At 30.9% G+C, this 22,412-nt stretch carries 27 protein-coding genes; all 27 read left to right on the forward strand.

What is annotated here, in order from left to right:
- The first annotated feature begins 252 nt into the window (after positions 1–252).
- Positions 253–831 carry a hypothetical protein gene (locus ABJD27_RS06175; protein WP_348168219.1) on the forward strand — a complete coding sequence of 193 codons (579 nt, stop codon included), beginning with the start codon at positions 253–255 and terminating at the stop codon, positions 829–831.
- A gap of 255 nt (positions 832–1,086) precedes the next feature.
- Positions 1,087–1,869, forward strand: coding sequence for a type II CAAX endopeptidase family protein (locus ABJD27_RS06180; RefSeq protein WP_348168222.1), 783 nt, complete (start codon positions 1,087–1,089; stop codon positions 1,867–1,869).
- A gap of 161 nt (positions 1,870–2,030) precedes the next feature.
- Complete coding sequence (locus ABJD27_RS06185) at positions 2,031–2,651, forward strand: hypothetical protein (protein ID WP_348168225.1); 621 nt, start codon at positions 2,031–2,033, stop codon at positions 2,649–2,651.
- A gap of 140 nt (positions 2,652–2,791) precedes the next feature.
- Positions 2,792–3,193 carry a DUF6869 domain-containing protein gene (locus tag ABJD27_RS06190; RefSeq protein ID WP_348168228.1) on the forward strand — a complete coding sequence of 134 codons (402 nt, stop codon included), beginning with the start codon at positions 2,792–2,794 and terminating at the stop codon, positions 3,191–3,193.
- A gap of 100 nt (positions 3,194–3,293) precedes the next feature.
- Positions 3,294–3,932, forward strand: coding sequence for an elongation factor Tu (locus tag ABJD27_RS06195; protein WP_348168231.1), 639 nt, complete (start codon positions 3,294–3,296; stop codon positions 3,930–3,932).
- A gap of 221 nt (positions 3,933–4,153) precedes the next feature.
- Positions 4,154–4,543, forward strand: coding sequence for a hypothetical protein (locus ABJD27_RS06200; protein WP_348168233.1), 390 nt, complete (start codon positions 4,154–4,156; stop codon positions 4,541–4,543).
- A 14-nt stretch (positions 4,544–4,557) separates the two neighbouring features.
- Complete coding sequence (locus tag ABJD27_RS06205; protein ID WP_348168236.1) at positions 4,558–5,067, forward strand: hypothetical protein; 510 nt, start codon at positions 4,558–4,560, stop codon at positions 5,065–5,067.
- Positions 5,068–5,315: 248 nt separating this feature from the next.
- On the forward strand, positions 5,316–6,131 hold the full coding sequence (locus tag ABJD27_RS06210) for a helix-turn-helix domain-containing protein (RefSeq protein ID WP_348168239.1): 816 nt from the start codon (positions 5,316–5,318) through the stop codon (positions 6,129–6,131).
- 75 nt (positions 6,132–6,206) lie between these two features.
- Positions 6,207–6,701, forward strand: a complete 495-nt coding sequence (locus tag ABJD27_RS06215) for a VOC family protein (protein ID WP_348168242.1) — start codon at positions 6,207–6,209, stop codon at positions 6,699–6,701.
- A 94-nt stretch (positions 6,702–6,795) separates the two neighbouring features.
- Entirely contained in the window at positions 6,796–7,284 is a 489-nt protein-coding gene (locus tag ABJD27_RS06220; protein ID WP_348168244.1) for a hypothetical protein, read from the forward strand.
- Positions 7,285–7,557: 273 nt separating this feature from the next.
- Complete coding sequence (locus ABJD27_RS06225) at positions 7,558–7,998, forward strand: AraC family transcriptional regulator (protein ID WP_348168247.1); 441 nt, start codon at positions 7,558–7,560, stop codon at positions 7,996–7,998.
- A complete protein-coding gene (locus ABJD27_RS06230) occupies positions 7,988–8,383 on the forward strand; it encodes a VOC family protein (RefSeq protein WP_348168249.1) in 396 nt (131 codons plus the stop codon). The genes ABJD27_RS06225 and ABJD27_RS06230 overlap by 11 nt, the downstream gene beginning before the upstream one ends.
- Positions 8,384–8,399: 16 nt before the next feature.
- The gene (locus ABJD27_RS06235) at positions 8,400–8,948 is read left to right on the forward strand and encodes a VOC family protein (RefSeq protein WP_348168252.1); all 549 of its coding nucleotides are present in this window, start codon (positions 8,400–8,402) and stop codon (positions 8,946–8,948) included.
- A gap of 141 nt (positions 8,949–9,089) precedes the next feature.
- A complete protein-coding gene (locus ABJD27_RS06240; RefSeq protein WP_348168255.1) occupies positions 9,090–10,064 on the forward strand; it encodes a hypothetical protein in 975 nt (324 codons plus the stop codon).
- A gap of 248 nt (positions 10,065–10,312) precedes the next feature.
- The gene (locus tag ABJD27_RS06245) at positions 10,313–10,738 is read left to right on the forward strand and encodes a VOC family protein (RefSeq protein ID WP_348168258.1); all 426 of its coding nucleotides are present in this window, start codon (positions 10,313–10,315) and stop codon (positions 10,736–10,738) included.
- A gap of 66 nt (positions 10,739–10,804) precedes the next feature.
- Positions 10,805–11,956, forward strand: a complete 1,152-nt coding sequence (locus ABJD27_RS06250) for an endonuclease/exonuclease/phosphatase family protein (RefSeq protein WP_348168261.1) — start codon at positions 10,805–10,807, stop codon at positions 11,954–11,956.
- Between the two features lie 359 nt (positions 11,957–12,315).
- Positions 12,316–12,660 (forward strand): hypothetical protein, encoded by a 345-nt coding sequence (locus ABJD27_RS06255; protein ID WP_348168263.1) that lies wholly within the window; start codon positions 12,316–12,318, stop codon positions 12,658–12,660.
- Positions 12,661–12,816: 156 nt separating this feature from the next.
- The gene (locus ABJD27_RS06260; protein ID WP_348168266.1) at positions 12,817–14,223 is read left to right on the forward strand and encodes a Gfo/Idh/MocA family oxidoreductase; all 1,407 of its coding nucleotides are present in this window, start codon (positions 12,817–12,819) and stop codon (positions 14,221–14,223) included.
- 411 nt (positions 14,224–14,634) lie between these two features.
- Positions 14,635–15,171, forward strand: coding sequence for a DUF2975 domain-containing protein (locus ABJD27_RS06265; RefSeq protein ID WP_348168269.1), 537 nt, complete (start codon positions 14,635–14,637; stop codon positions 15,169–15,171).
- Between the two features lie 3 nt (positions 15,172–15,174).
- Complete coding sequence (locus ABJD27_RS06270) at positions 15,175–15,390, forward strand: helix-turn-helix transcriptional regulator (RefSeq protein WP_348168272.1); 216 nt, start codon at positions 15,175–15,177, stop codon at positions 15,388–15,390.
- Positions 15,391–15,882: 492 nt separating this feature from the next.
- Positions 15,883–16,428, forward strand: coding sequence for a GNAT family protein (locus ABJD27_RS06275; RefSeq protein ID WP_348168274.1), 546 nt, complete (start codon positions 15,883–15,885; stop codon positions 16,426–16,428).
- Between the two features lie 30 nt (positions 16,429–16,458).
- On the forward strand, positions 16,459–18,006 hold the full coding sequence (locus ABJD27_RS06280) for a M20/M25/M40 family metallo-hydrolase (protein ID WP_348168277.1): 1,548 nt from the start codon (positions 16,459–16,461) through the stop codon (positions 18,004–18,006).
- 34 nt (positions 18,007–18,040) lie between these two features.
- Entirely contained in the window at positions 18,041–18,958 is a 918-nt protein-coding gene (locus ABJD27_RS06285; protein WP_348168280.1) for a GyrI-like domain-containing protein, read from the forward strand.
- 25 nt (positions 18,959–18,983) lie between these two features.
- A complete protein-coding gene (locus ABJD27_RS06290; protein WP_348168283.1) occupies positions 18,984–19,667 on the forward strand; it encodes a DUF6624 domain-containing protein in 684 nt (227 codons plus the stop codon).
- A 116-nt stretch (positions 19,668–19,783) separates the two neighbouring features.
- Positions 19,784–20,539: an isocitrate lyase/phosphoenolpyruvate mutase family protein gene (locus ABJD27_RS06295; protein WP_348168286.1), complete on the forward strand. Its 756-nt coding sequence runs from the start codon at positions 19,784–19,786 to the stop codon at positions 20,537–20,539.
- Positions 20,540–21,619: a methylated-DNA--[protein]-cysteine S-methyltransferase gene (locus ABJD27_RS06300; RefSeq protein WP_348168289.1), complete on the forward strand. Its 1,080-nt coding sequence runs from the start codon at positions 20,540–20,542 to the stop codon at positions 21,617–21,619. It begins immediately after the preceding gene.
- 326 nt (positions 21,620–21,945) lie between these two features.
- On the forward strand, positions 21,946–22,356 hold the full coding sequence (locus ABJD27_RS06305) for a DUF4345 domain-containing protein (RefSeq protein ID WP_348168292.1): 411 nt from the start codon (positions 21,946–21,948) through the stop codon (positions 22,354–22,356).
- The last annotated feature ends 56 nt before the right edge of the window (positions 22,357–22,412 follow it).

Here is a 22,412-nt window from a genome sequence, read left to right on the forward strand (position 1 = left end):
ATAAACTAATTATGAGTTACATGCCAACGTGAATGTTGGTGGTTGTTATTTGTTTTTTAGAATATGTGAATGACAAGGTAATTAAGAATAAAAACTGTTGCCAACAACGTTGTATAATTTATTGCTTCTGATTTCTCTTCGGAAAGTCTTTGCTGCTGAATAATGGGTTTCTGATTATTTGCTAACTTAGTCTTCAACGCAACGAAACCATACACGAACACGTTGTAGGGCATTTGAAGAAAATAACTATCTATGAAATTTAAACTAAAGGATCTAAAAATTAACAGAACTGAATGGATCTCATTTTTGCTAACTCTGATAGCAACGTTAGCTGGTGTTTTAATTGCAATATGGTTAACTAATTCAGGAATTCGAAGTAAAGAAAAAGAAGATACAATTAAACTTCTGCAAACTGCCAATATTATTCTAGTAAACACTAATGAATATGCAAATACTTTGAATAGTAGTTTCATTGAATTTGAAAGGGACACTGTAAATTATAAGATAGATGCACTAGAAGAATTTAAATCCAACAATCCAATCCCGTACCCTGACTTATTAGAAGCTGTAATTTCTAACGAATTAATTTCCAAGAATATTTCAGAGTTTTCTCATAGTCGAATTTATACAGGATTGATTAATTTTAAAAAACTCGCTAACTATGAGAGTGTGAAAAATTACCAGAAATCTTTAGAAGTAATGATATTATTATTGAATTTAGAAATAGAAAATCAAAAAGGGGAAATTAACTCACAAGAGTTTGTTTCTAAATTTCAGAATGGTAGAAAAAGGATATATGATATACTTGAAAATGAGGTAATTTATAAATGAAACTTGAATAAAAATGCACTACAACAACATATAAAAAATAATAGCAATTTAATCGCTAAAATGAAAGGAGGCAAATATAAAAGAGGTTTGTGTTTAACCGAAAAGTTAGTGCTTAAAAAAACCCGCTACTATTCTTATACTAGACCGTTGTGTGTAATGCACAAAAAACAATAATCTTAACTTAATTTATCTATTCAGGCAACCATTTTTCAAAAATGAACGTCTATATAAATAGAACTCCACAATTAAGTCTAAATGAAGAATTCAACCAAAGCCCTTCTAATTATCATAATATCATTCGGAATATATTTTGTCCTTGATGATATGTATTTTAAATCTCTTAGGCAATGGATTTTTGAATTAACAGGTCAATTTGGATTAAGTCACATAATAACCTATACAATTTCTGGAATACCTCTTTTTTTAGGAACACTTCTAATTAGTCGAAGGTTAGGCATTTTTGAAAGTTTAGGATTGAATAAATCAATCATTAAAGGTTTTTTATTCGCACTTATTTGCACATTACCAATGTATATTGGTTTCAGTTTCGTCTTCGATTTTAATCCCAAAATATCACTTAATACATTTTTGATTTCAGTTATTTCGGCAGGTTTTTTTGAAGAACTTTATTTCCGAGGATTCTTATTCGGATTACCGTTTAGAAAAGCAAAACTCGGATTTATACTTTCTGTTTTGTTTGGAGCACTTTACTTTGGTTCATTGCACTTATATCAAAGTACTGAATTAAATGAACTTTTGGGAATATTCTTGATTACCTTTTTGGGTGGCATTCTATTTGCTTGGGTATATGCTGAATGGAATTTCAATATTTGGATGCCTGTGTTCCTGCATATGCTAATGAACTTAGCTTGGGAACTATTTTCTATAAGCGAAAATGCACTCGGAGGAATTTACTCAAATATTTTCCGGTTTTTGACTGTGGCACTGGTAATTATACTTACAATACTTTATAAAAAAAGAAAAGGAATGAAATTGGCAGTAAATAAAAAGACACTTTTACTGAAAAAACATAACTAATATGAAAAGGACACTAAAAGCACTACACACAACAACGTTGTAAGCAATTTAGACCAAATCAACACATATAGAGACTTCACTCATTGGTATAGGCTGTTTACTAAATCTAATTTTTAATTTCTCTGAATTAAAATTAGTTTCGGTTAAATTTAAAACCGAATATGAAATCGACTGAAAAACTATTGATTCTTTTTTTAAGCCTTTTAATTTTGATTTCATGTAAAACAAGTAATCTTTTACGAAAACCAAAAACAACTTATTCAAGTGCCGAAATTTTAAAAATGGCAGAATGGCGTTTTGACTATGATTTAGAAAATGTAAAATTATGTGACTTATATATTTTGGACGGAGTTCCTTATGAAAAAAAGGCGATTGATTCTATTTTAGCCAAATATGACAAACGAGATATCAGAATGATTAGTTTCCTTGAAAAACCAGAAGAAAATACTTGGTTGAACAAGAACTGTGACTTAATACCTCAAATACAAACAAGATTAATTGAACAAACACGAGAATACAAAACAGAAATTCTAAACAGAATTATAAAAATTTACAGTAAATACGATAAAGAAATTAAAATAGCAGGAACATCTTGTGACTATTGCCCATTGATTATTCTAAATAACAAACCATTTTTTGCAAGCCAAAGTCAAGTTCTATCAAAAATACGTGAATTGAAAATAAACGAAATTGACTATATCGCTGATTATAAAAAATCTCACAATATTGAATATTTTGGTTCTTTATCAAAAAACGGAGTTGTTGAAATATTTACGAAATAAAAACTGCGTAGAATAACGTGTATCGTTAATGGCTTATTTTCGCCTACTTACGAAAGTCCTTGTGGACTTTCTACCTGTGATTTATTTGCTAAATTAGTTGTTCAACAACGTTGTACTTAATATAAATCGATGATGAACAAATGAATTGGAAGGAATTTACAGAAAGTGAATGGCAGGACTATGCAAAAAGTTGGTTAATCGGATTAATAAATACTGAATCAAGTAATTCTGGAGCAAGCATTATTATGCTGAATTTTATGGGCTCTGCCGAAGAGAACTGGAAGTTCATTATGTGTGCATTTGAATTTGCGAAAACTGATGATGAATTAGGACATATTGCTTCTGGACCTTTGGAACACTTTATCGGAAAGTTTGGAACTGACTATATAGATAAAATTGAAGAATTGGCTAATAATGACTCAAGGTTCAATCGTCTTTTAACGGGTGTTTGGAAACATTTGTCAGAAGATGATATTTGGAATCGAATTCGAGTGTTGCAAAAGAAGGTAGTTGATCCTCTACCAGAATACCGAGATGAATAAAATATAACTAAGCATAACAAGGTGTATAGCGCATAACCTTCGGGATACGCACCATAAACTAAACGTTGCCTGCAAGCACGAAAAAAAAATAAACTTAAAATTGAACCAATCAGATTTTATTGCCGAATTAAAATTTCAAACTACTGAAAAAAGTGGAAGGAAAAGCTATGTCAAATCTGGTTATAGGCCTCATATCGAATTTGAAAATTATCCTGAATACTGGACTTCAGGACAACAAACTTATATTGGAACTGATTTTGTATTGCCTGGTGAAACTGTGAATGCTGAAATTAGAATTTTAAGTACCGAATATTTCACTAAACGTTTATATGAGAATATGGAATTTAAGTTTTGTGAAAGTGCTCGAACAATTGGTTTTGGTAAAATAATAAAAATAACGAATCAAGGCCTTAAATCCGACCCAAATACACCACAAGAATCAATCAATCTTAATCTATATCCAATAGACATCATTGAAAAAATAAAATCAGATTTTGGACAGAGTTGGAATAAAGCATTTTCAGAAATCCAAAAACTAATTATATCGAATCAAACTTTCAGAAGTAATCGAATTGTAAGGTCTATAATTTATATAGGAAATAAAGACATTGTCCATTTGGAAAAAACAATTGATCAAGCTAAAACAGATTGGAGAGATATATTATTATGGGCTGAATATGATAAAAAAGAAAAACGTGTTAGGGATTTTAATAATGAATTTGGAAAACAAGAAATATAGCCAGTAGGTAACAAAAGCTATAAGTTAATGCGAGTTTGGTATGTAATCCAAAATTTAATGTGTGTTTATAAAGTCTGCCAAATCTTTTTGATTTGGCTTTATGAACAAAAAAGATAAAACAAAATAAAAAAAATTGGTTAAGTGCTTAATCAAAAGTTCACTACTTTTAATTCCCGTACTAACCATAGCCGAGACGTTGGCAACAATTTAAAAAAACAACTTTGGAAATAAAAGCTACAGATATTTATGTTTCTAAATCGACTGAACAAATTGATATTTTCAGAAGAAGTGATTTAAAATACTCTGGAATTTTAAAACCCTCAAATTCTTCAGAGATTGGACAAGTTGTTCATTCTGGACTTTATGACAAAGAATATGACGGAATAAAATGGGAATCCTCAAATAATTACGAAAAGATTCGAGAAGAGGATTGGGGATATGTTGTTGTAGTAATTGAAATGGAAAACAAAACATACGTCTCAACACCTTATTGGGATTATGAAAGAGCTCCCGAAATTTATATTAAAGACACAACCGATTTTGAAGAAATTGGAAAGGCGATAATTAAAGCTTTTGATTATTGCAAAAGAGTGATTAAGGAAAACAGTTAGCATCAATTTAAGAAATGACTAAATACATTCAAATTTTTATAATCCTCTTGACATTATCTGCTTGCGGACAAAAAGGAACTGAAAAGAAAACACAAGAAAATGCGAATGAAAAGTTTGCAGAATCTGAACAAACGGCTGAATCGCAAAAAGAAGAAAAATGGACTGATTCAAATGGAAACATTTTCTTCCAAAAAGGAAATGAAGTTTCTATAATTCCCGCCAAATACGATAAAACTGAAAAAACATATAGAGTGTTTATTTTCAATGAAACTTCCAACGAAATTGGAAGTTTCAAAAATCTAAAAATTAATCCGAATGAATTCAAAGTTTTTACCCTAAAAGGTACTGACACTCTTAAATTAGATAACGGAGTGAAATTTATGTTTGGAGAAACTTACGGACTTGAAATTGAGGATAAGAAATCACAAGTTAGTGGTCTCGGAGGGAAATTTTTAGAAGAGTATAAAGTTCCTGACGATGCTGAATGGGCTTTTGTTATAGTTCCAGAAGGACAAGGTGATTAAACATAAAAACTGTTACCAACAACATATATAAAACATAGCTAATAAAAGCTTTTCGAAAGGTTTGTACTTATTTGTAAAGACCGCTAAATTTAAAAATTTGGCTTTTAAAATAGAAAAAATAAAAACAAAATATAAAAACAAAATATAAAAATCCGACTCTGTGTTAATCCGAAAAGTTAGTGTCTATTTACACGCTACATTTCATATACAAGACCGTTGTGTGTCATTCAAAAAAAAGTCTGCAATAAATGAATTACCAAACATTTCAACCAAATTCTGATTTGGAATCACTTATCAGTTGCTATTGGACATTAGAAGTTCCTGCTGAATCTGATGCACAAAAACAGCGGATAATTCCAGACGGAACAATTGAAATGGCTTTTATCCTTGGAGAGGATATTAAACGATATACTTCTGAAGATGAATTCATTATACAACCTCGTGCAATGGTTCTTGGACACACAATCGAGCCATTTTATATCGAACCGACAGGATTTGTAAATACTTTTGCAATTCGGTTTTACCCTTACGGTTTTTCAAATTTTGTAAATATGCCGATTAAGAATTTGGCAAATAAGGAAACACCTATTGAATTATTCTTCGGAGAAAAAATCGCTAATGACTTGGAACGAAAAATAATTGAGGCAACGAATAGCAGTGAACGAATAGAAATTATTGAAAACTTTCTTTTAGATAAATTAAACGAAAAAACTACAATTGACAATATTGTAAAAACAACGATTGATGCTCTTTTAGCAACAAACGGAAGTGCTTCAATAAAAACAATTCTTAAAGAAGATTTATCAAAACGGAGACAACTTGAACGAAATTTCAAAAAACAAATTGGTGTTAGTCCAAAACAATTGGGTAAAGTAATCCGACTGCAAACTGCTCTAAAATTACTTCTTAATAAAAAAACAGAAAACCTGACTGACATTGCATATGAAAGTGAATACTTCGACCAAGCACATTTCATAAAAGACTTTAAAGAGTTTACCGGAATTAACCCAAAGGAGTTTTTAGGCAATGAAAATATGATACTTTCTACCCTTTTCTACAAATAGTCAACGTGTCGCATTTTTACAATTTTTGTATTTGTACCTAATCTAAATTTGTCTTGTCAAATCAAACAGGGCAAAATGAAAAAACCCATACTTTGTACAGCCATAATTCTTTCCTTTAGCATTACAGCTTGTAACCACCAAAACAAATCTAAACCCGAAACTATCTCGGTTGAATGCAACATTAATCAAAAAACAAAAGAAATGAAAAGTCATATTTCAATTTTTGAAATTCCAGCAACAAATGTTTCAAGAGCAGTAAACTTCTATCAAACAATTTTAGACATTAACATTGAGAAAATGGAAATGCCCGAAATGGAAATGGGAATATTCCCATATGAAGAACAAATGGTTACAGGAGTTATCATTAGAGCAGAAGGATATAAACCTTCGGCTAATGGTATAACTATATACTTAAATGGTGGAGATAATCTTCAAATAATTCTTGATAAAGTAGAGAAAAATGATGGAGAAATAATTGTTCCGAAATCACTTCACGCAGATGAAAGTGGTTATTATGCTATATTTCTTGATTCGGAAGGAAATAAAATCGGTCTGCATTCCCCAAACTAAACGCGGGAAAAGAACGAACGCACAACAACGTGTATAGTTTTAATTGTTTGTTTAGTAAATTAGTTGCTCAAACACGTTATCATTAGTTAAAAAAATGGATAATATAAAAATTTATCTGAAATTATTTATTACCATAGTATTTATATTACTACTAACAACAGGTTGTTCTCATTTACATTCTAATATATATAAGAATGAAATGTTTAACCTTAAAAAAGGGACTTTAGATTGGCAAAAAACATTTAAGAATACTAGTATCTTAGAGATTCCTATAATTAAACCCAATAACTCTGCAATATACTTATCCTCTACAGACAATCCACATGGTGTTAAGGATATGACTGTTGAATATGACAGTAAATCGCAAATTGACAGACTAATTCCAATTGTTTTATCAAGGCTCAAAAAAAAAGGATTCAAAATAAATATTGGAACGGTTCATTGCCGTGAATGGGCTTGGAGGAATAACACTGATGACAATACGATTGAATATCATGGTACATCACCAAAAGACGAGTGTGTATATCTTGAATTTACAGAAAATAAAAATCTAGTAAAGGTAAATGTTGGTATTGCTGATTAATAATACCTCAAAAAACTAATGTCAACACCATATATAATTTATTGCTAGTTCTAGCCTACTTACGAAAATAATCGCGAATTTTCTATTCTGTTTGTATTTGCTAAATTAGTTATTGAAACACGCAACGAAATCATACACAAGACTGTTGATGGAGTCGGTTAAAGGTTATTTAGGATATTCTGCCAAATTCCCAACACTTCTTTTCTTTTTGCTAACTTAGTTTCCAAACACCACAGATCTTACACAAATACGTTGACAGTAATTTTTACATAAATGACATTCTACGAAGCAGAAATAAAACGAATTCAAAAAATCTGTTATTCAAATGATAAACAGATAAATACTGTGGTAGCAACACGGAATTTTATCTATAATAATTTTGAGAAAGAATTGAATTTGGACTATTTATCTCATATACACTTTACATCAAAATATCATTTGCTCAGGCTTTTTAAAAGGTACTATGGAATAACCCCAAAGCAATATTTGATTATCAGACGGCTTGAAAAAGCAAAGGAATACTTAAAAAATGGAATGAGTGTATCGGAAGCTTGTTATAATGTAGGATTTGAAACACCCAGCTCGTTCAGCACACTATTTAAAAATAAAATAGGGCTTTCGCCAATTGAATTTCAAAAAGAGCAACTTTCACAAAACGATTCTCACAAATACTTCATTACTTGTGCAAATAAAAAAATGAAAAATGAAAGTTAAAGGTATAGGTATACCTGTTTTAGATCAAGACAGAGCCTTAAAATTTTATACTGAAAAATTGGGCTTTGTAAAAAAACACGATGTGCCAGTAAGTGATGGCAATAGATGGCTAACAGTAGTAGCTAAAGAAGAACAAGAAGGAACAGAGATACTACTCGAACCATCACCAAACAATTTTGAACCTGCTAAAGTATTCCAAAAAGCTCTTAAAGATGCAGGCATACCATACACACAATTTGATGTCCACAATGTCCAAGAAGAATACGAAAGACTTGTGAACCTCCATGTGAATTTTAGTGTAAAACCAATTATAATGGGAACTGTTAAAATTGCTGTATTTGACGACACTTGTGGGAATAATATTCAAATTGTAGAAATGCTGTAAATTAAAAACTCAGAATATGAAAAGAATTATACCAATACTAACCCTAACGTTACTCGCATTGAGTTGTTCTGACTATAAAGGTAATAATGATGTAAATGAAGAATTAATTGCACTGCGAACAGAACTTGACAGTATAAAAAAATTATCAGAGGAAACACCAAGTAATGCAAAAGGAAAAATCGTCACATTTTTGACGTTTCAGAAAAATGATGCAGAAGAAGCAATGAACTTCTATATAGGGTTATTTGAAAATTCAAAAATTATTGATGTTCAACGATGGGGGAAAGATGGTCCCACCAAAGAAGGAACAATTATGGTAGCGAAATTTGAGTTGAATGGAGCACTATTTATGTGCAGTGACAGTCCACCCATTCATGATTGGGATTTCACACCTGCTGTTTCCAACTACATAGAATGTGAAAATGAAAATGAACTTGAAAGACTATTTTCTAAACTATCTAAAAACGGAATAGTTATGATGCCATTAAATAACTACGGTTTCAGTCAAAAATTTGGCTTTGTAGAAGATAGATTTGGAGTTTCTTGGCAGTTAAATTTAAAATAAAAAATGTTTGTACCTGTATTAACCGACCTATTTCCGAAAATCTTCGTGGACTTTTTATCTGTGATTTATTTGCTAACTTTAGTACTTAAACCAAGCAGCTAATCTTATACAAATACGTTAGCAAACATTTGAATCAATCTTATGAAAAGAACAACAATCAAAATTAATTATTTACGGACTATTGATTGGTTTGACAATAATGTTATTGATTGGAATTCTGCTGGAACACAATATTTCGAAAACGGGGAAACTAAACAATTACAGAAATATCATTTTGGATTTGTCTGTGATGGTTCAATAACTTCTGAAAATGGCGAATATGTTCTGATTTATCAAAAATTAGGAACTAAAGGTCTTTTATTAAGAAATGGCGAACTGTTAAGAGAAATTAATAGAAGTTATTACCAATCTTCAGTCTATGAGTTTCCAGCAACGTTCTTGACTTTTAAAAATAGAACATATTTAGTTCATTGTCCTTTTGGATACAATCAACTCGATTTTGAAGATGCGGAAACAGGGAAAATAATAACTAATATTTCCAAACGTAAACCAAAAGATATTTTTCACTCTCGATTAGAAGTGAGTCCTGATAATAAATATATAATTAGTAAAGGTTGGGTTTGGCATCCAATAGATGTTATTGAACTATTTGATATTGAAAAATGTTTTGAGAATCCGAGCTTACTTGATAAAGGAATTAATATCCCAAATGTTAACGCTGAGATAAGTACAGCAAGTTTTATTGATAATGATAATATTCTTGTTTGTGCGTCTAAAGAAGGTTGGGCTGATGAGGAAACAGATATAATAAAAGATGGCCAAATAGCAACTTGGAATTTTAAAACAGGAGAAATTATAAATTCAGTAAATATAAACTCAGAATACGGAAACATTTTTGCAATTGATAAGACAAAATGTTGGGACTTGTTCAGTTACCCTAAAATAATTGACCTTAAAAGTGGAGAAGTTATTGACAAAATAGAAGAAATTGAATCTGGGAAACAAGGTTCTTCTGTCATCCATCATCTTACAGATTTGCCAAAAATTGCTTTTAACAAAAAAACCAAACAAATCGCAATTGCAAAAGATAATACGATTGAAATATTAACTGAATAATTAGTTATGAAAAATAAAACTACTGGCTACAGTACGTATAGTTCATTGCAAGGTAATCTCGTAATGTCCTAGTTGACAATTCTATAATGAAAACTATAGCTCAACTGTTGCCAGTAATACTAGAATAATAGTATATCCAAAAGAGCATATTGATTGTCAATTTCGGAGTGAATTAATAATTGCAACTTTCAATAAGTAAACTACTTATCTAATTGACAATTTTTGATTTGAATTAAAATTTAAAAAAGATGAAGACAACAACATTTCTAACATTTGTAGGTGATCAATGCGGAAAGGCTAAAGAAGCTATAAATTTCTATACTTCTCTCTTCCCAAATTCGGAAATTAAAAACATCATAAAATACTCAGAAGGAGAGGCTGGAGGAACACCCGAGCTTATCAAATATGGAGTATTTACATTAAATGATGTAGAATATGGGATTTCTGAAAGTAATTTTAATCACGCATGGACATTTACACCAGGGGTATCACTGTTTGTTCAAAGTAATTCTGAAAATGAAATACAAACTTTATTTGAAAAACTTTCTTCAGATGGAGGCCAAATAATGGTTCCTCTGGACAACTACGATTCAGGAGATTACGGTTTTGGTGAAAAATTTGGATGGTGTGCCGATAAATATGGTATTTCATGGCAACTTATTCTTATAGAATAAATTCGAATTATACTACTTTGTTTTTAAATGTTTTTGCCCTTTGGCGTTTAATAAATTAATAACCAGATGAAACATATTATAATTATATGTCTACTAATAAACTGTCTTTCATTAACAGCTCAAAATATTGATGATTTATCGTTTGGTACAGAAAGTACATTAGATATAGTTACTTGGAATATTGAATATTTTCCTAAAAATGGTCAAGCAACAGTAAACTATGTAATTGATATAATAGAAGCTTTAGATGTTGATGTATTAGCTATTCAAGAAGTAGAAAATATAAATGATTTTGAGCAAATGATGGATGGTCTAAGTGCGTACAATAGTTACCTAGAATCTGTTTGGTTTGCAGGTTTGGCTTACATTTTTAAACCTGATGTAATTCAAATCAATAGCATTTATGAAATATATACTACATCAGAATATTGGAGTTATTTTCCAAGATCTCCAATGGTCATGGATTTAAATTTTATGGATCAGAGGTACATCATCATAAATAATCATTTTAAATGCTGTGGAAATGGAATTTTGAATATTAATAATACAAATGATGAAGAAACAAGGAGGTATTTTGCAAGTAATTTGTTGAAAGAATATGTGGACACTCATTTTTCTGATGAAAATGTAATAGTATTAGGTGACCTAAATGATAATCTAGCAGACATCCCTCAAAATAATGTCTTTCAAATGATTCTTGACGATAGTGAGAATTATTTATTTGCAGATTATGAAATTGCAGCAGGCAACAGTTCTGAATGGTCATTTCCAACCTGGCCTTCACATCTTGATCATATTTTGATAACAAATGAATTGTTTGATAAAATGGAAGATATTCAAACAATTAAAGTGGATGAATATCTAACTGGCGGGTGGATGGAGTATGACGGAAATATATCAGACCATAGACCCGTAGCTCTAAAACTGGCAGTTGATGATAATCTAAACGTTGCTAAGGTTGACAAACCCAAAAAATACTTTTCAAATTATCCAAATCCATTTAATTCTGAAACGGTATTTTCATTTAGCAGACGAACATCTTCTAATAAAATTGAAGTATATAATATGAATAGTCAAAAAATAGCTTCTCTAAACATTCCAAAAGGACAGTCTTCAATTAGTTTGAATGCTGAAGGTTTTTCAAATGGAATCTATATTGCAAAATTGTTATCAGGTACGAATGTTATAGCAACTCGAAAACTTATAATAATGAAATGAGTAAACTGTTACCAACATCAGGTATAAAAAATCATTTAATTTAAGTTCAATTAAAGATAGCTGGACGTTTACTATCCCTTAAGCGTAAATAAAGCAACATAAAAAGGGAAAATAGTAATAGATAACAATGTAAAAGACAATAGCGATTTTTGGATTCAAACTCAAAGTATTATTGACTTTAATTTTATAATTATAAGTATTAAAATCGCTACAAACTAAAAATCAAATTTCAGACAACCATTTTGTATTAATTAGCGTCTATTAAAATAAAGTACAATGTACTTTACTAAATATTCTTAATCATGGTTGAACAAAAAACAAAGCCAAAGACTTCTAAAATCCTTATCACAATAGGAAGCATGCTTCTAGTTATAATGGCTATATTCCACGGAAGTGGTTTCTTTTATGTCAGTGATTTAATAAATGAATCTAATGCAGAAGGATTTCTTAAAGAAATTGTTCCTGTTTTATTTGCTCATCCATCAATTCATCTCATTGGGCTTGCAGCCTTAGGCATAACAACTCTTTATCTTAAGTATGAAGCAAAAAAAATCATATTTTTACTTACCATTCTTGTTACCATTGATACGATTTTAGCATTTAGCATTGGAGGGTTAATTCCAGGATGTATACTTACTATTCCTGTTGTATGTTTTTTAATAGCTGGATTCAACATGAACCAGAACTCAGCCAGTAGCAAATAGTATCTATAAAAAACATCATAAGTAGTCAAATGAATTAAAATCCTTACTTTTAAATTAAATACCCCCTATTCTAAAAATATGTTTATTGAAAAAACGTCTTTTTCATAAACAAAGCTATTGTAGCCTATTACAAGTTAATCAACATTGAGTTTAATTATGAAAAAAATAGACCGCAGAAAAGCAATTAAAAATTTGACTATTGGAATTAGTGGTGCTTCCTTGTTATCAAGCCCATTAGCTAGCTTTGCAAATACGGATGCCGAAAATAAGACGATTCCAGCTAAAGTGTATGGGAATACTGATATTGAGGATCCAGTAACCGTCATAACTTTAGGAGCTGGAGCAAGAGGAAATGTATATGGTAATTACAGTATTCAATTCCCTAAAGAACTAGATATAGTTGGTGTTGCAGAACCAATTCCTATAAGAAATGAACGCTACTCAAAGAAACATAATATATCTGAAGAAAATCGATTTATAACTTGGGAACACGTTTTTGAGCGACCTAAGTTTGCAGACGCAGTTATTATCTCTACTCCTGACGATTTACATTATGGTCCTTGTATGAAAGCTCTAGAAATGGGGTATGATATCTTATTGGAAAAACCGATAGCTCCTACAGAAAAAGAATGCCTAGATATTCTTACACTAGCAAACAAAAAAGGTAGAATTGTCGCTGTGTGTCATGTATTGCGTTATGCTCCTTATTTTATCAAACTACGTGAAATGATTCAATCTGGTTCAATAGGAGAACTTATCAGTATACAACATCTAGAGCCTATCCAACATATACATATGTCACATTCTTATGTTAGAGGAAATTGGCATAACTCTAAAGAGACAACTCCAATTATTCTTGCTAAATCATGTCACGATTTAGACATTTTAAGATGGATGATAGGAAAACCTTGTAAAAGTATTTCTGCATTTGGAAGTTTAAAGTGGTTTAAAGAAGCTAATGCTCCTGAAGGAAGTACTAATAGGTGTACCGATGGTTGTCCTGTAGAATCAACTTGCCCCTATTCGGCTTTGAAAATTTATAACGAAAAAGGTGGTTGGAATTCTGTATTTGATTTACCAGATGATGAATCCAAGCATTCCGATTATATTCTAGAGCAATTAAAAACTACAAATTACGGACGTTGTGTTTACAAAATGGAAAATGACCAACCCGACCATTATGTTACATCTATGGAATTTGAAGATGAAATCACTGCCAATTTTTCTATGGAAGCTTTTACCTCATACCACGGGCGAAGAACTAGAATTATGGGATCGCATGGCGATATTACAGGTGACATGACCGAATTCATCCATACAGATTTCTTAACAGGTGAAGTGACTACGTGGAATGTTACTACTGATAATGATAGTGATCATAAAGATAGTGGTCATGGTGGTGGAGATTGGGGATTAGTCACAGACTGGATTAATGCAATAAAAAAACAAGATCCAAACTTACTAACCTCAACAATAGATGCATCTGTTGAAAGCCACATTATGGGATTTATGGCAGAGAAAAGCCGAAAAACAAAACAAATTATCCCTATTGATTTAAAATGATAAGCTATAAGAATTATATAAATTTTTGTTTCTAATTCAAGTAAATACTAAAAACAAACACTTCATCTACTATTATACAAATGGTAAATAATAACTTCTAGGAAAAAGGTTAACGGGTTTTAAAAACTGTATATAATAGTATTGTTCTTTATTGTATACTATTTATGTAACCAAAGCATCTATAAACAGATAAGCCAAGCGAAATCAAATATCTTGAAACCATCTCGAATTCCTAAAAATCATAGAACTCATTTTTTAAAATCACTCACTAAAATTAAAAGTTTTCTACCTTTTAATTAGGTACGCTTTATTTTAGAATAATTATTATTTATCAATAAAAATAATATATTTATCGTTTATCAATAAATATTTATCTATATTTGCATGTATAAATAATAAACTATTTCAGTTATGTCAGAAACAAACAACTTCGTTTTTAAAGGTCTAAAAATTGCTTCTTGGATCATCTTTGTTGGTTTATGCATTGAAGCTGGAGCTCTAATTGTAAATTTTATTATTAGTTTATATAATCCAGAAATCGTTCAAAATCTATATCAAAAGCTGGACTTAAGCGAAATGTATGAACGTAGTCAATGGGCTTTTTTCAGTATGTACAGTTTTATATTGACCATCTCGATTCTTAAAGCGTATCTATTTTATTTAGTTATTAAACTAGTAACCAAAATTGATTTATTAAAACCATTCAATAGCTTGGTTTCAAAACAAATTTTACAAATTAGTTACTACACGCTTTCAATCGGGTTATTAAGTTATTTAGCACGCCAGACTGCAAGAAAGTTGCAACATCGTGAATACAATATTGACATGTTAAACCAGTTTTGGGCAGATAGTCAAGCATTTATTTTAATGGCGGCTGTAATTTATATTATTGCGACTATTTTCTCAAAAGGAGTTGAGTATCAAGAAGAACTAGAAGAAACGGTATAGGCTATGGCAATTATTGTAAATCTCGATGTTATGATGGCAAAACGAAAAATGTCGCTTAACGAATTATCGGAAACTGTAAATATCTCATTAGCCAATTTATCTAAACTAAAAAATGGAAAAGTAAAAGCGGTTAGGTTTAGCACTCTTAATGCTATTTGTGAAGCATTAGATTGTCAACCTGGAGATTTATTGGAACATTCAAAAGATGAAAAATCTTAATAGTAAAAAAGTGTAAAATTGCTATGGCAAAATTACAGATTCCAATGTTAGATTATAATTATTATGACTATGTATAACTAGCAAAAATGGATAGAAACTGGAAAATTGTAAACAAGATTTTTACTCATCTAGAATAAACAATTACAAACAATCTATAAAAACAAAATAGCAGCTTGAGTGTTATCTCAAGCTGCTATTTTGTTTTTATTTTGTACATTCCTTTCAGAGAAGTAATTATCCGAAAATCATTACATTTCATACGTAAGATAATTGTAACACAAATCTAATAATCAATATAGAATAGCAAGCACTTCCAACTAGCGATAATGCATGAAAAAAATAATAACCATGTTTTTTACGCTTTCGCGAAAGCGTAATTTTAACTTTTAGAATTTAAGAAATAGAAATATAATCATACTATCGCTCTTACTATTCTTGTAGATGTCGTATACAACATAAGACCGTTTAATATATTAGGAACAAGTACTTATAATGAAAAATGAATTTGACATAACTGTAAGAGAGATTCAACTAAAAGATGTTGATTTAATTACTGATTATTGGCTTAAATCTGATCCTGATCATTTAATACAAATGGGGGTCGACTTAAATAGACTACCAAAAAGAAATAAATTAGTAGAAGCCTTAACTCAACAAGTGAACAATTCAATAACCGATAAAAAATCCTATGCACTTATCTGGGAGCTTAACGGAAAGCAAATTGGACATTCAAATGTAAACAACATTGAATATGGTAAAGTAGCAACGATGCATTTGCATTTATGGGAATCTACAAATAGAAAAAAAGGAATAGGAACTGAACTGGTTAAAAAATCGATACCTTTTTATTTTGAAAAATTAAAAATTAAAAAAATAATTTGTGAACCGTATGCATTAAACCCTGCACCAAACAGGACATTAAGTAATGTTGGATTTGAATTTATAAAAAAGTATAGAACAATTCCTGGAACATTAAATTTTGAACAAGAAGTAAATCGTTGGGAATTAACTGAAGAGCATTATAAAGCACTATACTAACAGCAATCAAAAAACAAAAACTAGTAGTAATTGCAAATACGAATCATAGAACAAATCAAAGTGACAAAATCAATGATGAAGACACCCTATATAGCATTCCTATTTCTCATCCCATTATGGATGTATGGACAACGTACTAATGATACTGTAATTAATGATGATTTAAAAAACGTCTTATTGTTACATAAAGAGTTTGTAAGTATTCCTAATCTACCTGAAGATGCAGACTTAATGCTTAAAAACATCCATTGGGTAGCTAATCAGTATGATGATTTAGATTTTAACACCGCATTACTTGAAACAAGTACACTTCCTATCTTAATTGCTGAAAAGATATATGATCCAAATTATAAAACAGTATTATTCTATTTTCATATTGATGGACAACCTATCAATCCAGCATCTTGGAATCAGGAGCATCCATTTGATCCAGTTTTAAAAGAAAAAGACAAAAATGGGGTATGGCAACACATAGCATGGGATAAACTAGATGGTCCTATTGATGATGAGTGGCGCATTTTTGCTCGAGCTGCCGCTGATGATAAAGCGCCTATCATTATGCTTCTATCTGCGCTCAAAATGCTTAAAACAAAGAACAATACCCCTAAAGTCAATATAAAAATAATCTTTGATCCAGAGGAAGAATATGGTTCTAATGCTCTTTTATCAACTTTAGATACGTATAAGGAACGATACGCTTCAGATTTCTTTATTGTCATGGACGGTCCAGCACACAATTCTAATAAACCAACTGTTACTTTTGGATGTAGAGGAATTGCAACTTGTGCTATCACTACATATGGATCTAAATTACCGCAACATAGCGGTCATTATGGAAACTATGTGCCAAATCCAGTATTCAGTTTAGCAAATCTTTTGTCTAGTATGAAAGATGAACAAGGCAAGGTCTTAATTTCTGAATATTATGACGGCATAGAAATAACGCCAGAAGTCTCTAGACTTTTAGAATCAGTTCCTTTTGACGCTAATAGTTTAAACAAAGACTTAGGAATCTATGCTTCAGAAAAGGTTGGAGGAAATTATCAGGAATCACTACAATACCCATCTTTAAACGTTCGGCAAATTGGAACATCTTGGAAAGGACAAGGACTAAAAACGGTCATCCCCGAATATGCCACAGCAGACATAGACGTTAGACTCGTCCCAGAAACAGATGGCAAGATTCAAATGCAAAAAATTAAGGAGCATATTAAACAACAAGGATATTATGTTATTGATAGAGATCCAACAGATGAGGAAAGACGCAACCATCCTAAAATTGCAAAATTCATAGCATCCCGAAGCATCAATGCTTTTAGAACGAGTCCCGATTCTGATTTTGGAAAAAAAATAAGAACCCAATTACTAGAAGGGTTTGGTGAAGAACCTGTTGTCATAAGATTAATGGGAGGTACTGTTCCTATTGTTCCCGTTATAAATAAACTAAATGTTCCTACTGTAATTATTCCTATGGTTAATATGGACAATAATCAACATAATCCTAATGAAAATATAAGGATTGGAAATATAAGACAAGGAATCAAAATTTGTTTATCTATTTTAAATTCAGAATATTAATGGTCTTGATCACGCTACATCATTTTGGTTACACATGAAAATACTAGAAAAAGACATACAAATAGATTATCAAAACAGGATAAATCGAGTTTTTGAGTATATAGATCAAAACTTGGATGCTGATCTCTCACTACATACAATTTCTGACATTGCCTTTTTTTCTCCATACCATTTTCATCGCATATTTAAGTTTATTACTGGCGAAACCCTAAACGAATATGTAACTAGACAGAGAATAGAAAAGTCTGCTTTGGATTTGATACATAAAAATATTGGGATAACAGAGATATCTATTAAATACGGTTTTAATGATAGTTCTTCATTTACAAGAGCTTTTAAAAAACATTACGGTGCAAGTCCAACAGCGTTTAGAAAACAACATCCTAATAAGTTTAGCAAGATTCGTCAATTGGAAAGCAAGAATGGTCAAGAGTATCCTGATTATGACAAATACATTTGCATCATTAATAATCTTAAAAACTGGATAAAAATGAATGCAAAAATTGAAATTAAAGAAACACCAAAAATGAATTTGGCATATGTATCAAATATTGGATCTCAGAATCTTGGATATGCGTATGAAAAGTTAATGAAATGGGCTACACCCCAAGGCTTGATGCATGAACAAACCAAAATGATTACGATTTATTACGATAGTTTTAAAGTCACAGAAGCTAGTAAAGTACGAATGAATGCTTGCATCTTATTGCAGGAACCTATAGAAACAGAGGGAGAAATAGGCCTGATTTCAATTGAAGCTGGAAAATGTATCGTAGGGAGTTTTGAAATTGAGGCAAACGCTTTCGCGAAAGCGTGGACCGGATTATTTATTTGGATGAACGAAAATGGATATAAAAAAGCAGACAGAAACCCATTTGAAATGTATCATAACAATTTTAATGAGCATCCAGAAAAGAAAGCAATTGTTGACTTCTACATACCCATTATATAAAACGAACAAATCAATCACATAATCAATGATAAGATTTATACTAGCATTCTTTTTAATCATAACAATCTCTTGTTCTGACAAGAACAAATCTAAAGGGGTCCAACATACGGTTAAAAAAACTGAAAATTTAATAGCAGTTTTAGATACGATATGGCAAAAAGAACAAATACCAATAAGGTTAAGAGATTCTCTAATTACCATTTATGGAGCAGAATCAAAAGAAGCAGCTGTATATCAAAAAGAGTTTAGAGAAAATCACGTTCATAATATCAAGAAAGTGAAAGAGATACTCGACAATCACAATTGGCCAGAACAAGCTATAATTGGAGAACAAGGGAATATAACTATTTGTAATGTTCTTCAACATGCAGACCAAGAAACTCGAGAACATTATATCCCTATGATGCGACAAGCTGTGCTAGATAAAAAATTAGAGGCTAGATATCTCGTACGTGCTGAAGATAGAATTGCAACAGACAAAGGTGAACTACAAATTTATGGTGGACAGATGAAGTACTATCCTAAAACAAAAAGCTTCAATGTATGGCCTGTTTATGATCCTATAAATATTGATAAACGACGAGCAGAAATTGGACTTGGTCCTATATCCGAATTTTTAAAAGGTAGATTTGATTTTGAATGGAACCTTGAGGAGCAAATAGAAAGAACAATTCAATTTGAAAAGGAAAGATTGAAAAAACAAGAATAGCTTGCCAATAATACACTGCACATAAACACACTAAACAGCGCATAAAAAAATACTCGTCCAATTTTCGGTTGCTGAATAAATTCTATCATCGGTACTTTGTATTAAAATAATAAAAGATGGAATTTAAAGACTTACACAAGCAAGATAAACCCTTATTAATCGGAAATGTTTGGGATGTACCAAGTACAAAAACTGCTGAAAAATTAAATTTCCAAGCGCTCGGAACTTCTAGCTCTGCAATTGCAACACTTTTAGGGTATCAAGATGGTGAGGAAATGACATTTTCTGAATTGGAGTATTTTGTAAAGCGAATAGCAGCAAACACAGATCTTCCGCTATCTGTTGATTTAGAATCAGGGTATAGTCGTAATCCAAGAGATATCGCAAATCATATAAAACGACTGGCAGACCTAGGAGTTGTTGGAATTAATATAGAAGATAGTATTGTTCAAAATCATAGACTATTATTAAACAAAAATGAGTTTTCAAAAACACTTACAGAAGTAAATGAAATACTTCTAAAGGAAAATAGTAGTATTTTTTTAAATGTGAGAACTGATACGTTTTTAGTAGGGCATTCCAATGTCATTGAAGAAACAAAAAAACGAATCCGATTATATGAAAACGCAGGTGCAAATGGAATTTTCACTCCTTGTATTGAAAATATCTCTGACATTAAAGAAATTGTAAATTGCACTAGCTTACCTATTAATGTAATGTGTATGCCAAATCTTCCTGACTTCAACACATTAACAAAGTTAGGTGTAAAAAGGATAAGCATGGGTAATTTTCTATTTGATAACATGTATACTCAATTTGAAGATATAACAAAGAAAGTCATAAGTCAAGAATCATTTAAATCCATTTTTTAAATGCTAGTTACAGAAAAGAAAAAAATAGAAACATACTATAAAGCACTGTTAGAAAGAAATCAGAGCTTTGTAGGGATCTTTTTTGTAGGTGTAAAAACGACATCTATTTTTTGTATAGCAACCTGTAGAGCAAGAAAACCGAAATTGGAAAATGTAGCTTTTTACACGTCGTTTAAAGAAGCCATGGATCATGGATATAGACCGTGTAAAATTTGTAAACCTACAGGAAATGCAAATGAAGCACCAGAACAAATTGAATTGGCAATTACGCTAGTCAAAGAAAATCCAAAAGAAAAAATAACCGACGATCAACTTCGTGAGAAAAACATAAGCCCAGAAGTACTACGTAGATGGTTCAATAAAAATTATGGTATGACTTTTCAAGCATATCAAAGAATGTATAGAATTAACAATGCATATCAAGAATTAAAAAAAGGAAAGAATACGACCCATACTGCTTTTGATACTGGTTATGAATCCTTAAGTGGTTTTGGATATACATTCAAAAAAATCATAGGTAAATCCCCTCAAAAAAGTACCGAAGAGAATATCATTTTAATCAGTAGACTTACAACTCCTCTAGGACCAATGTTTGTTTGTGCAACCGATAAAGGGATTTGCTTATTAGAATTTGTAGATAGACAGATTCTTGAAAAAGAGTTTAAAGACTTGCAAAAACTACTAAAAGCCAAAATAATAGCTGGTGAAAATGAATATATAAAACAAACTAAAAAGGAAATTGCAGAATATTTTGACGGCAAGAGAAAAACCTTTGATGTACAACTTGAAACTCCAGGAACCGATTTTCAAAATTCAGTCTGGAATAATTTACAAGAAATTAAGTACGGAAAAACCAGCACCTATCAACAACAAGCAGAAAAAATTCATAATCAAAAAGCTGTAAGAGCGGTTGCCTCTGCAAATGGTTCCAATAGAATTTCTATACTTATTCCTTGTCATAGAGTCATTGGTAAGAATGGAAAAATGGCAGGATACAGTGGAGGAATCGAACGAAAAAAATGGCTTATTGAACACGAACGTAACATTCTTTCAGAAACAAATAGTAACCAAATACATTAAAAAAGAACAACACTTTTTTTAAAAATAAAATAGTATACTAAATGGTAGTCGTTAGGATAGAAATTCTAACGACTATTTCATTTAAATCCGCTATGCATTAGAACTTCGTTATGAGTATTGAAACAGTAATAAAATATGACATTTTCTAAGTTTTAGCATAGCATCACTATGGTTACATTCAAAAATGTAACGCAGTGGTATATTTTGCAGTTGTTTCAAGACGGAATAGATTTTCTAATGCATAATGCAGGTAAAATAAAGTATCTTGTACTAAAGAGCCTATAAATAATAATCCCCTCAAAAATGAGGTGTAAATAAAAATGCGAATGAGATCACTCAAAGGTCAATATATTAAAAACGCACAATTGGGAATATCAGCAATAATCGTTTTAAGTGCAGGCCTCATGTATGGACTACATCCAAGTAAAATTCTACCTATCGTTTTTGGATTTGAAGTACAAGATTTGGAGCTAAAGAATATTTTTAGAGCCATCATGGGATTATACTTAGTATTGGGAATCTACTGGATCATTGGAATTATAAAACCCAAACACTGGCAAACAGCAACTATAATAAATGTATTATTTATGGGCGGACTTGCATTTGGAAGAATAATAAGTACTATTTTTGATGGTATCTCCTCACAATATATGATCGGACTCATTTTGGAATTGTTATTTATGATTTGGGGTATTTACAATTTAAAAAGTAGAGTTCCTCAGCATCAAAAAAGTTAACATTCTGAATAACAAACTATAAATAGTTGTTCACAAGGTCATAGCTCATAATTTCA

Source organism: Dokdonia sp. (genome assembly GCF_039945015.1).
Taxonomy (GTDB): Bacteria; Bacteroidota; Bacteroidia; order Flavobacteriales; family Flavobacteriaceae; genus Dokdonia.

Bases quoted from the DNA above. Each gene is read 5' to 3' on its own strand.
- ABJD27_RS06185 (WP_348168225.1), top strand. From the start codon at position 2,031: ATGAAATCGACTGAAAAACTATTGATTCTTTTTTTAAGCCTTTTAATT.
- ABJD27_RS06255 (WP_348168263.1), top strand. From the start codon at position 12,316: ATGCTTCTAGTTATAATGGCTATATTCCACGGAAGTGGTTTCTTTTAT.
- ABJD27_RS06220 (WP_348168244.1), top strand. From the start codon at position 6,796: ATGGATAATATAAAAATTTATCTGAAATTATTTATTACCATAGTATTT.
- ABJD27_RS06270 (WP_348168272.1), top strand. From the start codon at position 15,175: ATGGCAATTATTGTAAATCTCGATGTTATGATGGCAAAACGAAAAATG.
- ABJD27_RS06235 (WP_348168252.1), top strand. From the start codon at position 8,400: ATGAAAAGAATTATACCAATACTAACCCTAACGTTACTCGCATTGAGT.
- ABJD27_RS06275 (WP_348168274.1), top strand. From the start codon at position 15,883: ATGAAAAATGAATTTGACATAACTGTAAGAGAGATTCAACTAAAAGAT.
- ABJD27_RS06205 (WP_348168236.1), top strand. From the start codon at position 4,558: ATGACTAAATACATTCAAATTTTTATAATCCTCTTGACATTATCTGCT.
- ABJD27_RS06285 (WP_348168280.1), top strand. From the start codon at position 18,041: ATGAAAATACTAGAAAAAGACATACAAATAGATTATCAAAACAGGATA.
- ABJD27_RS06225 (WP_348168247.1), top strand. From the start codon at position 7,558: ATGACATTCTACGAAGCAGAAATAAAACGAATTCAAAAAATCTGTTAT.
- ABJD27_RS06175 (WP_348168219.1), top strand. From the start codon at position 253: ATGAAATTTAAACTAAAGGATCTAAAAATTAACAGAACTGAATGGATC.
- ABJD27_RS06295 (WP_348168286.1), top strand. From the start codon at position 19,784: ATGGAATTTAAAGACTTACACAAGCAAGATAAACCCTTATTAATCGGA.
- ABJD27_RS06260 (WP_348168266.1), top strand. From the start codon at position 12,817: ATGAAAAAAATAGACCGCAGAAAAGCAATTAAAAATTTGACTATTGGA.
- ABJD27_RS06190 (WP_348168228.1), top strand. From the start codon at position 2,792: ATGAATTGGAAGGAATTTACAGAAAGTGAATGGCAGGACTATGCAAAA.
- ABJD27_RS06245 (WP_348168258.1), top strand. From the start codon at position 10,313: ATGAAGACAACAACATTTCTAACATTTGTAGGTGATCAATGCGGAAAG.
- ABJD27_RS06290 (WP_348168283.1), top strand. From the start codon at position 18,984: ATGATAAGATTTATACTAGCATTCTTTTTAATCATAACAATCTCTTGT.
- ABJD27_RS06230 (WP_348168249.1), top strand. From the start codon at position 7,988: ATGAAAGTTAAAGGTATAGGTATACCTGTTTTAGATCAAGACAGAGCC.
- ABJD27_RS06215 (WP_348168242.1), top strand. From the start codon at position 6,207: ATGAAAAAACCCATACTTTGTACAGCCATAATTCTTTCCTTTAGCATT.
- ABJD27_RS06300 (WP_348168289.1), top strand. From the start codon at position 20,540: ATGCTAGTTACAGAAAAGAAAAAAATAGAAACATACTATAAAGCACTG.
- ABJD27_RS06250 (WP_348168261.1), top strand. From the start codon at position 10,805: ATGAAACATATTATAATTATATGTCTACTAATAAACTGTCTTTCATTA.
- ABJD27_RS06305 (WP_348168292.1), top strand. From the start codon at position 21,946: ATGAGATCACTCAAAGGTCAATATATTAAAAACGCACAATTGGGAATA.
- ABJD27_RS06180 (WP_348168222.1), top strand. From the start codon at position 1,087: ATGAAGAATTCAACCAAAGCCCTTCTAATTATCATAATATCATTCGGA.
- ABJD27_RS06240 (WP_348168255.1), top strand. From the start codon at position 9,090: ATGAAAAGAACAACAATCAAAATTAATTATTTACGGACTATTGATTGG.
- ABJD27_RS06210 (WP_348168239.1), top strand. From the start codon at position 5,316: ATGAATTACCAAACATTTCAACCAAATTCTGATTTGGAATCACTTATC.
- ABJD27_RS06265 (WP_348168269.1), top strand. From the start codon at position 14,635: ATGTCAGAAACAAACAACTTCGTTTTTAAAGGTCTAAAAATTGCTTCT.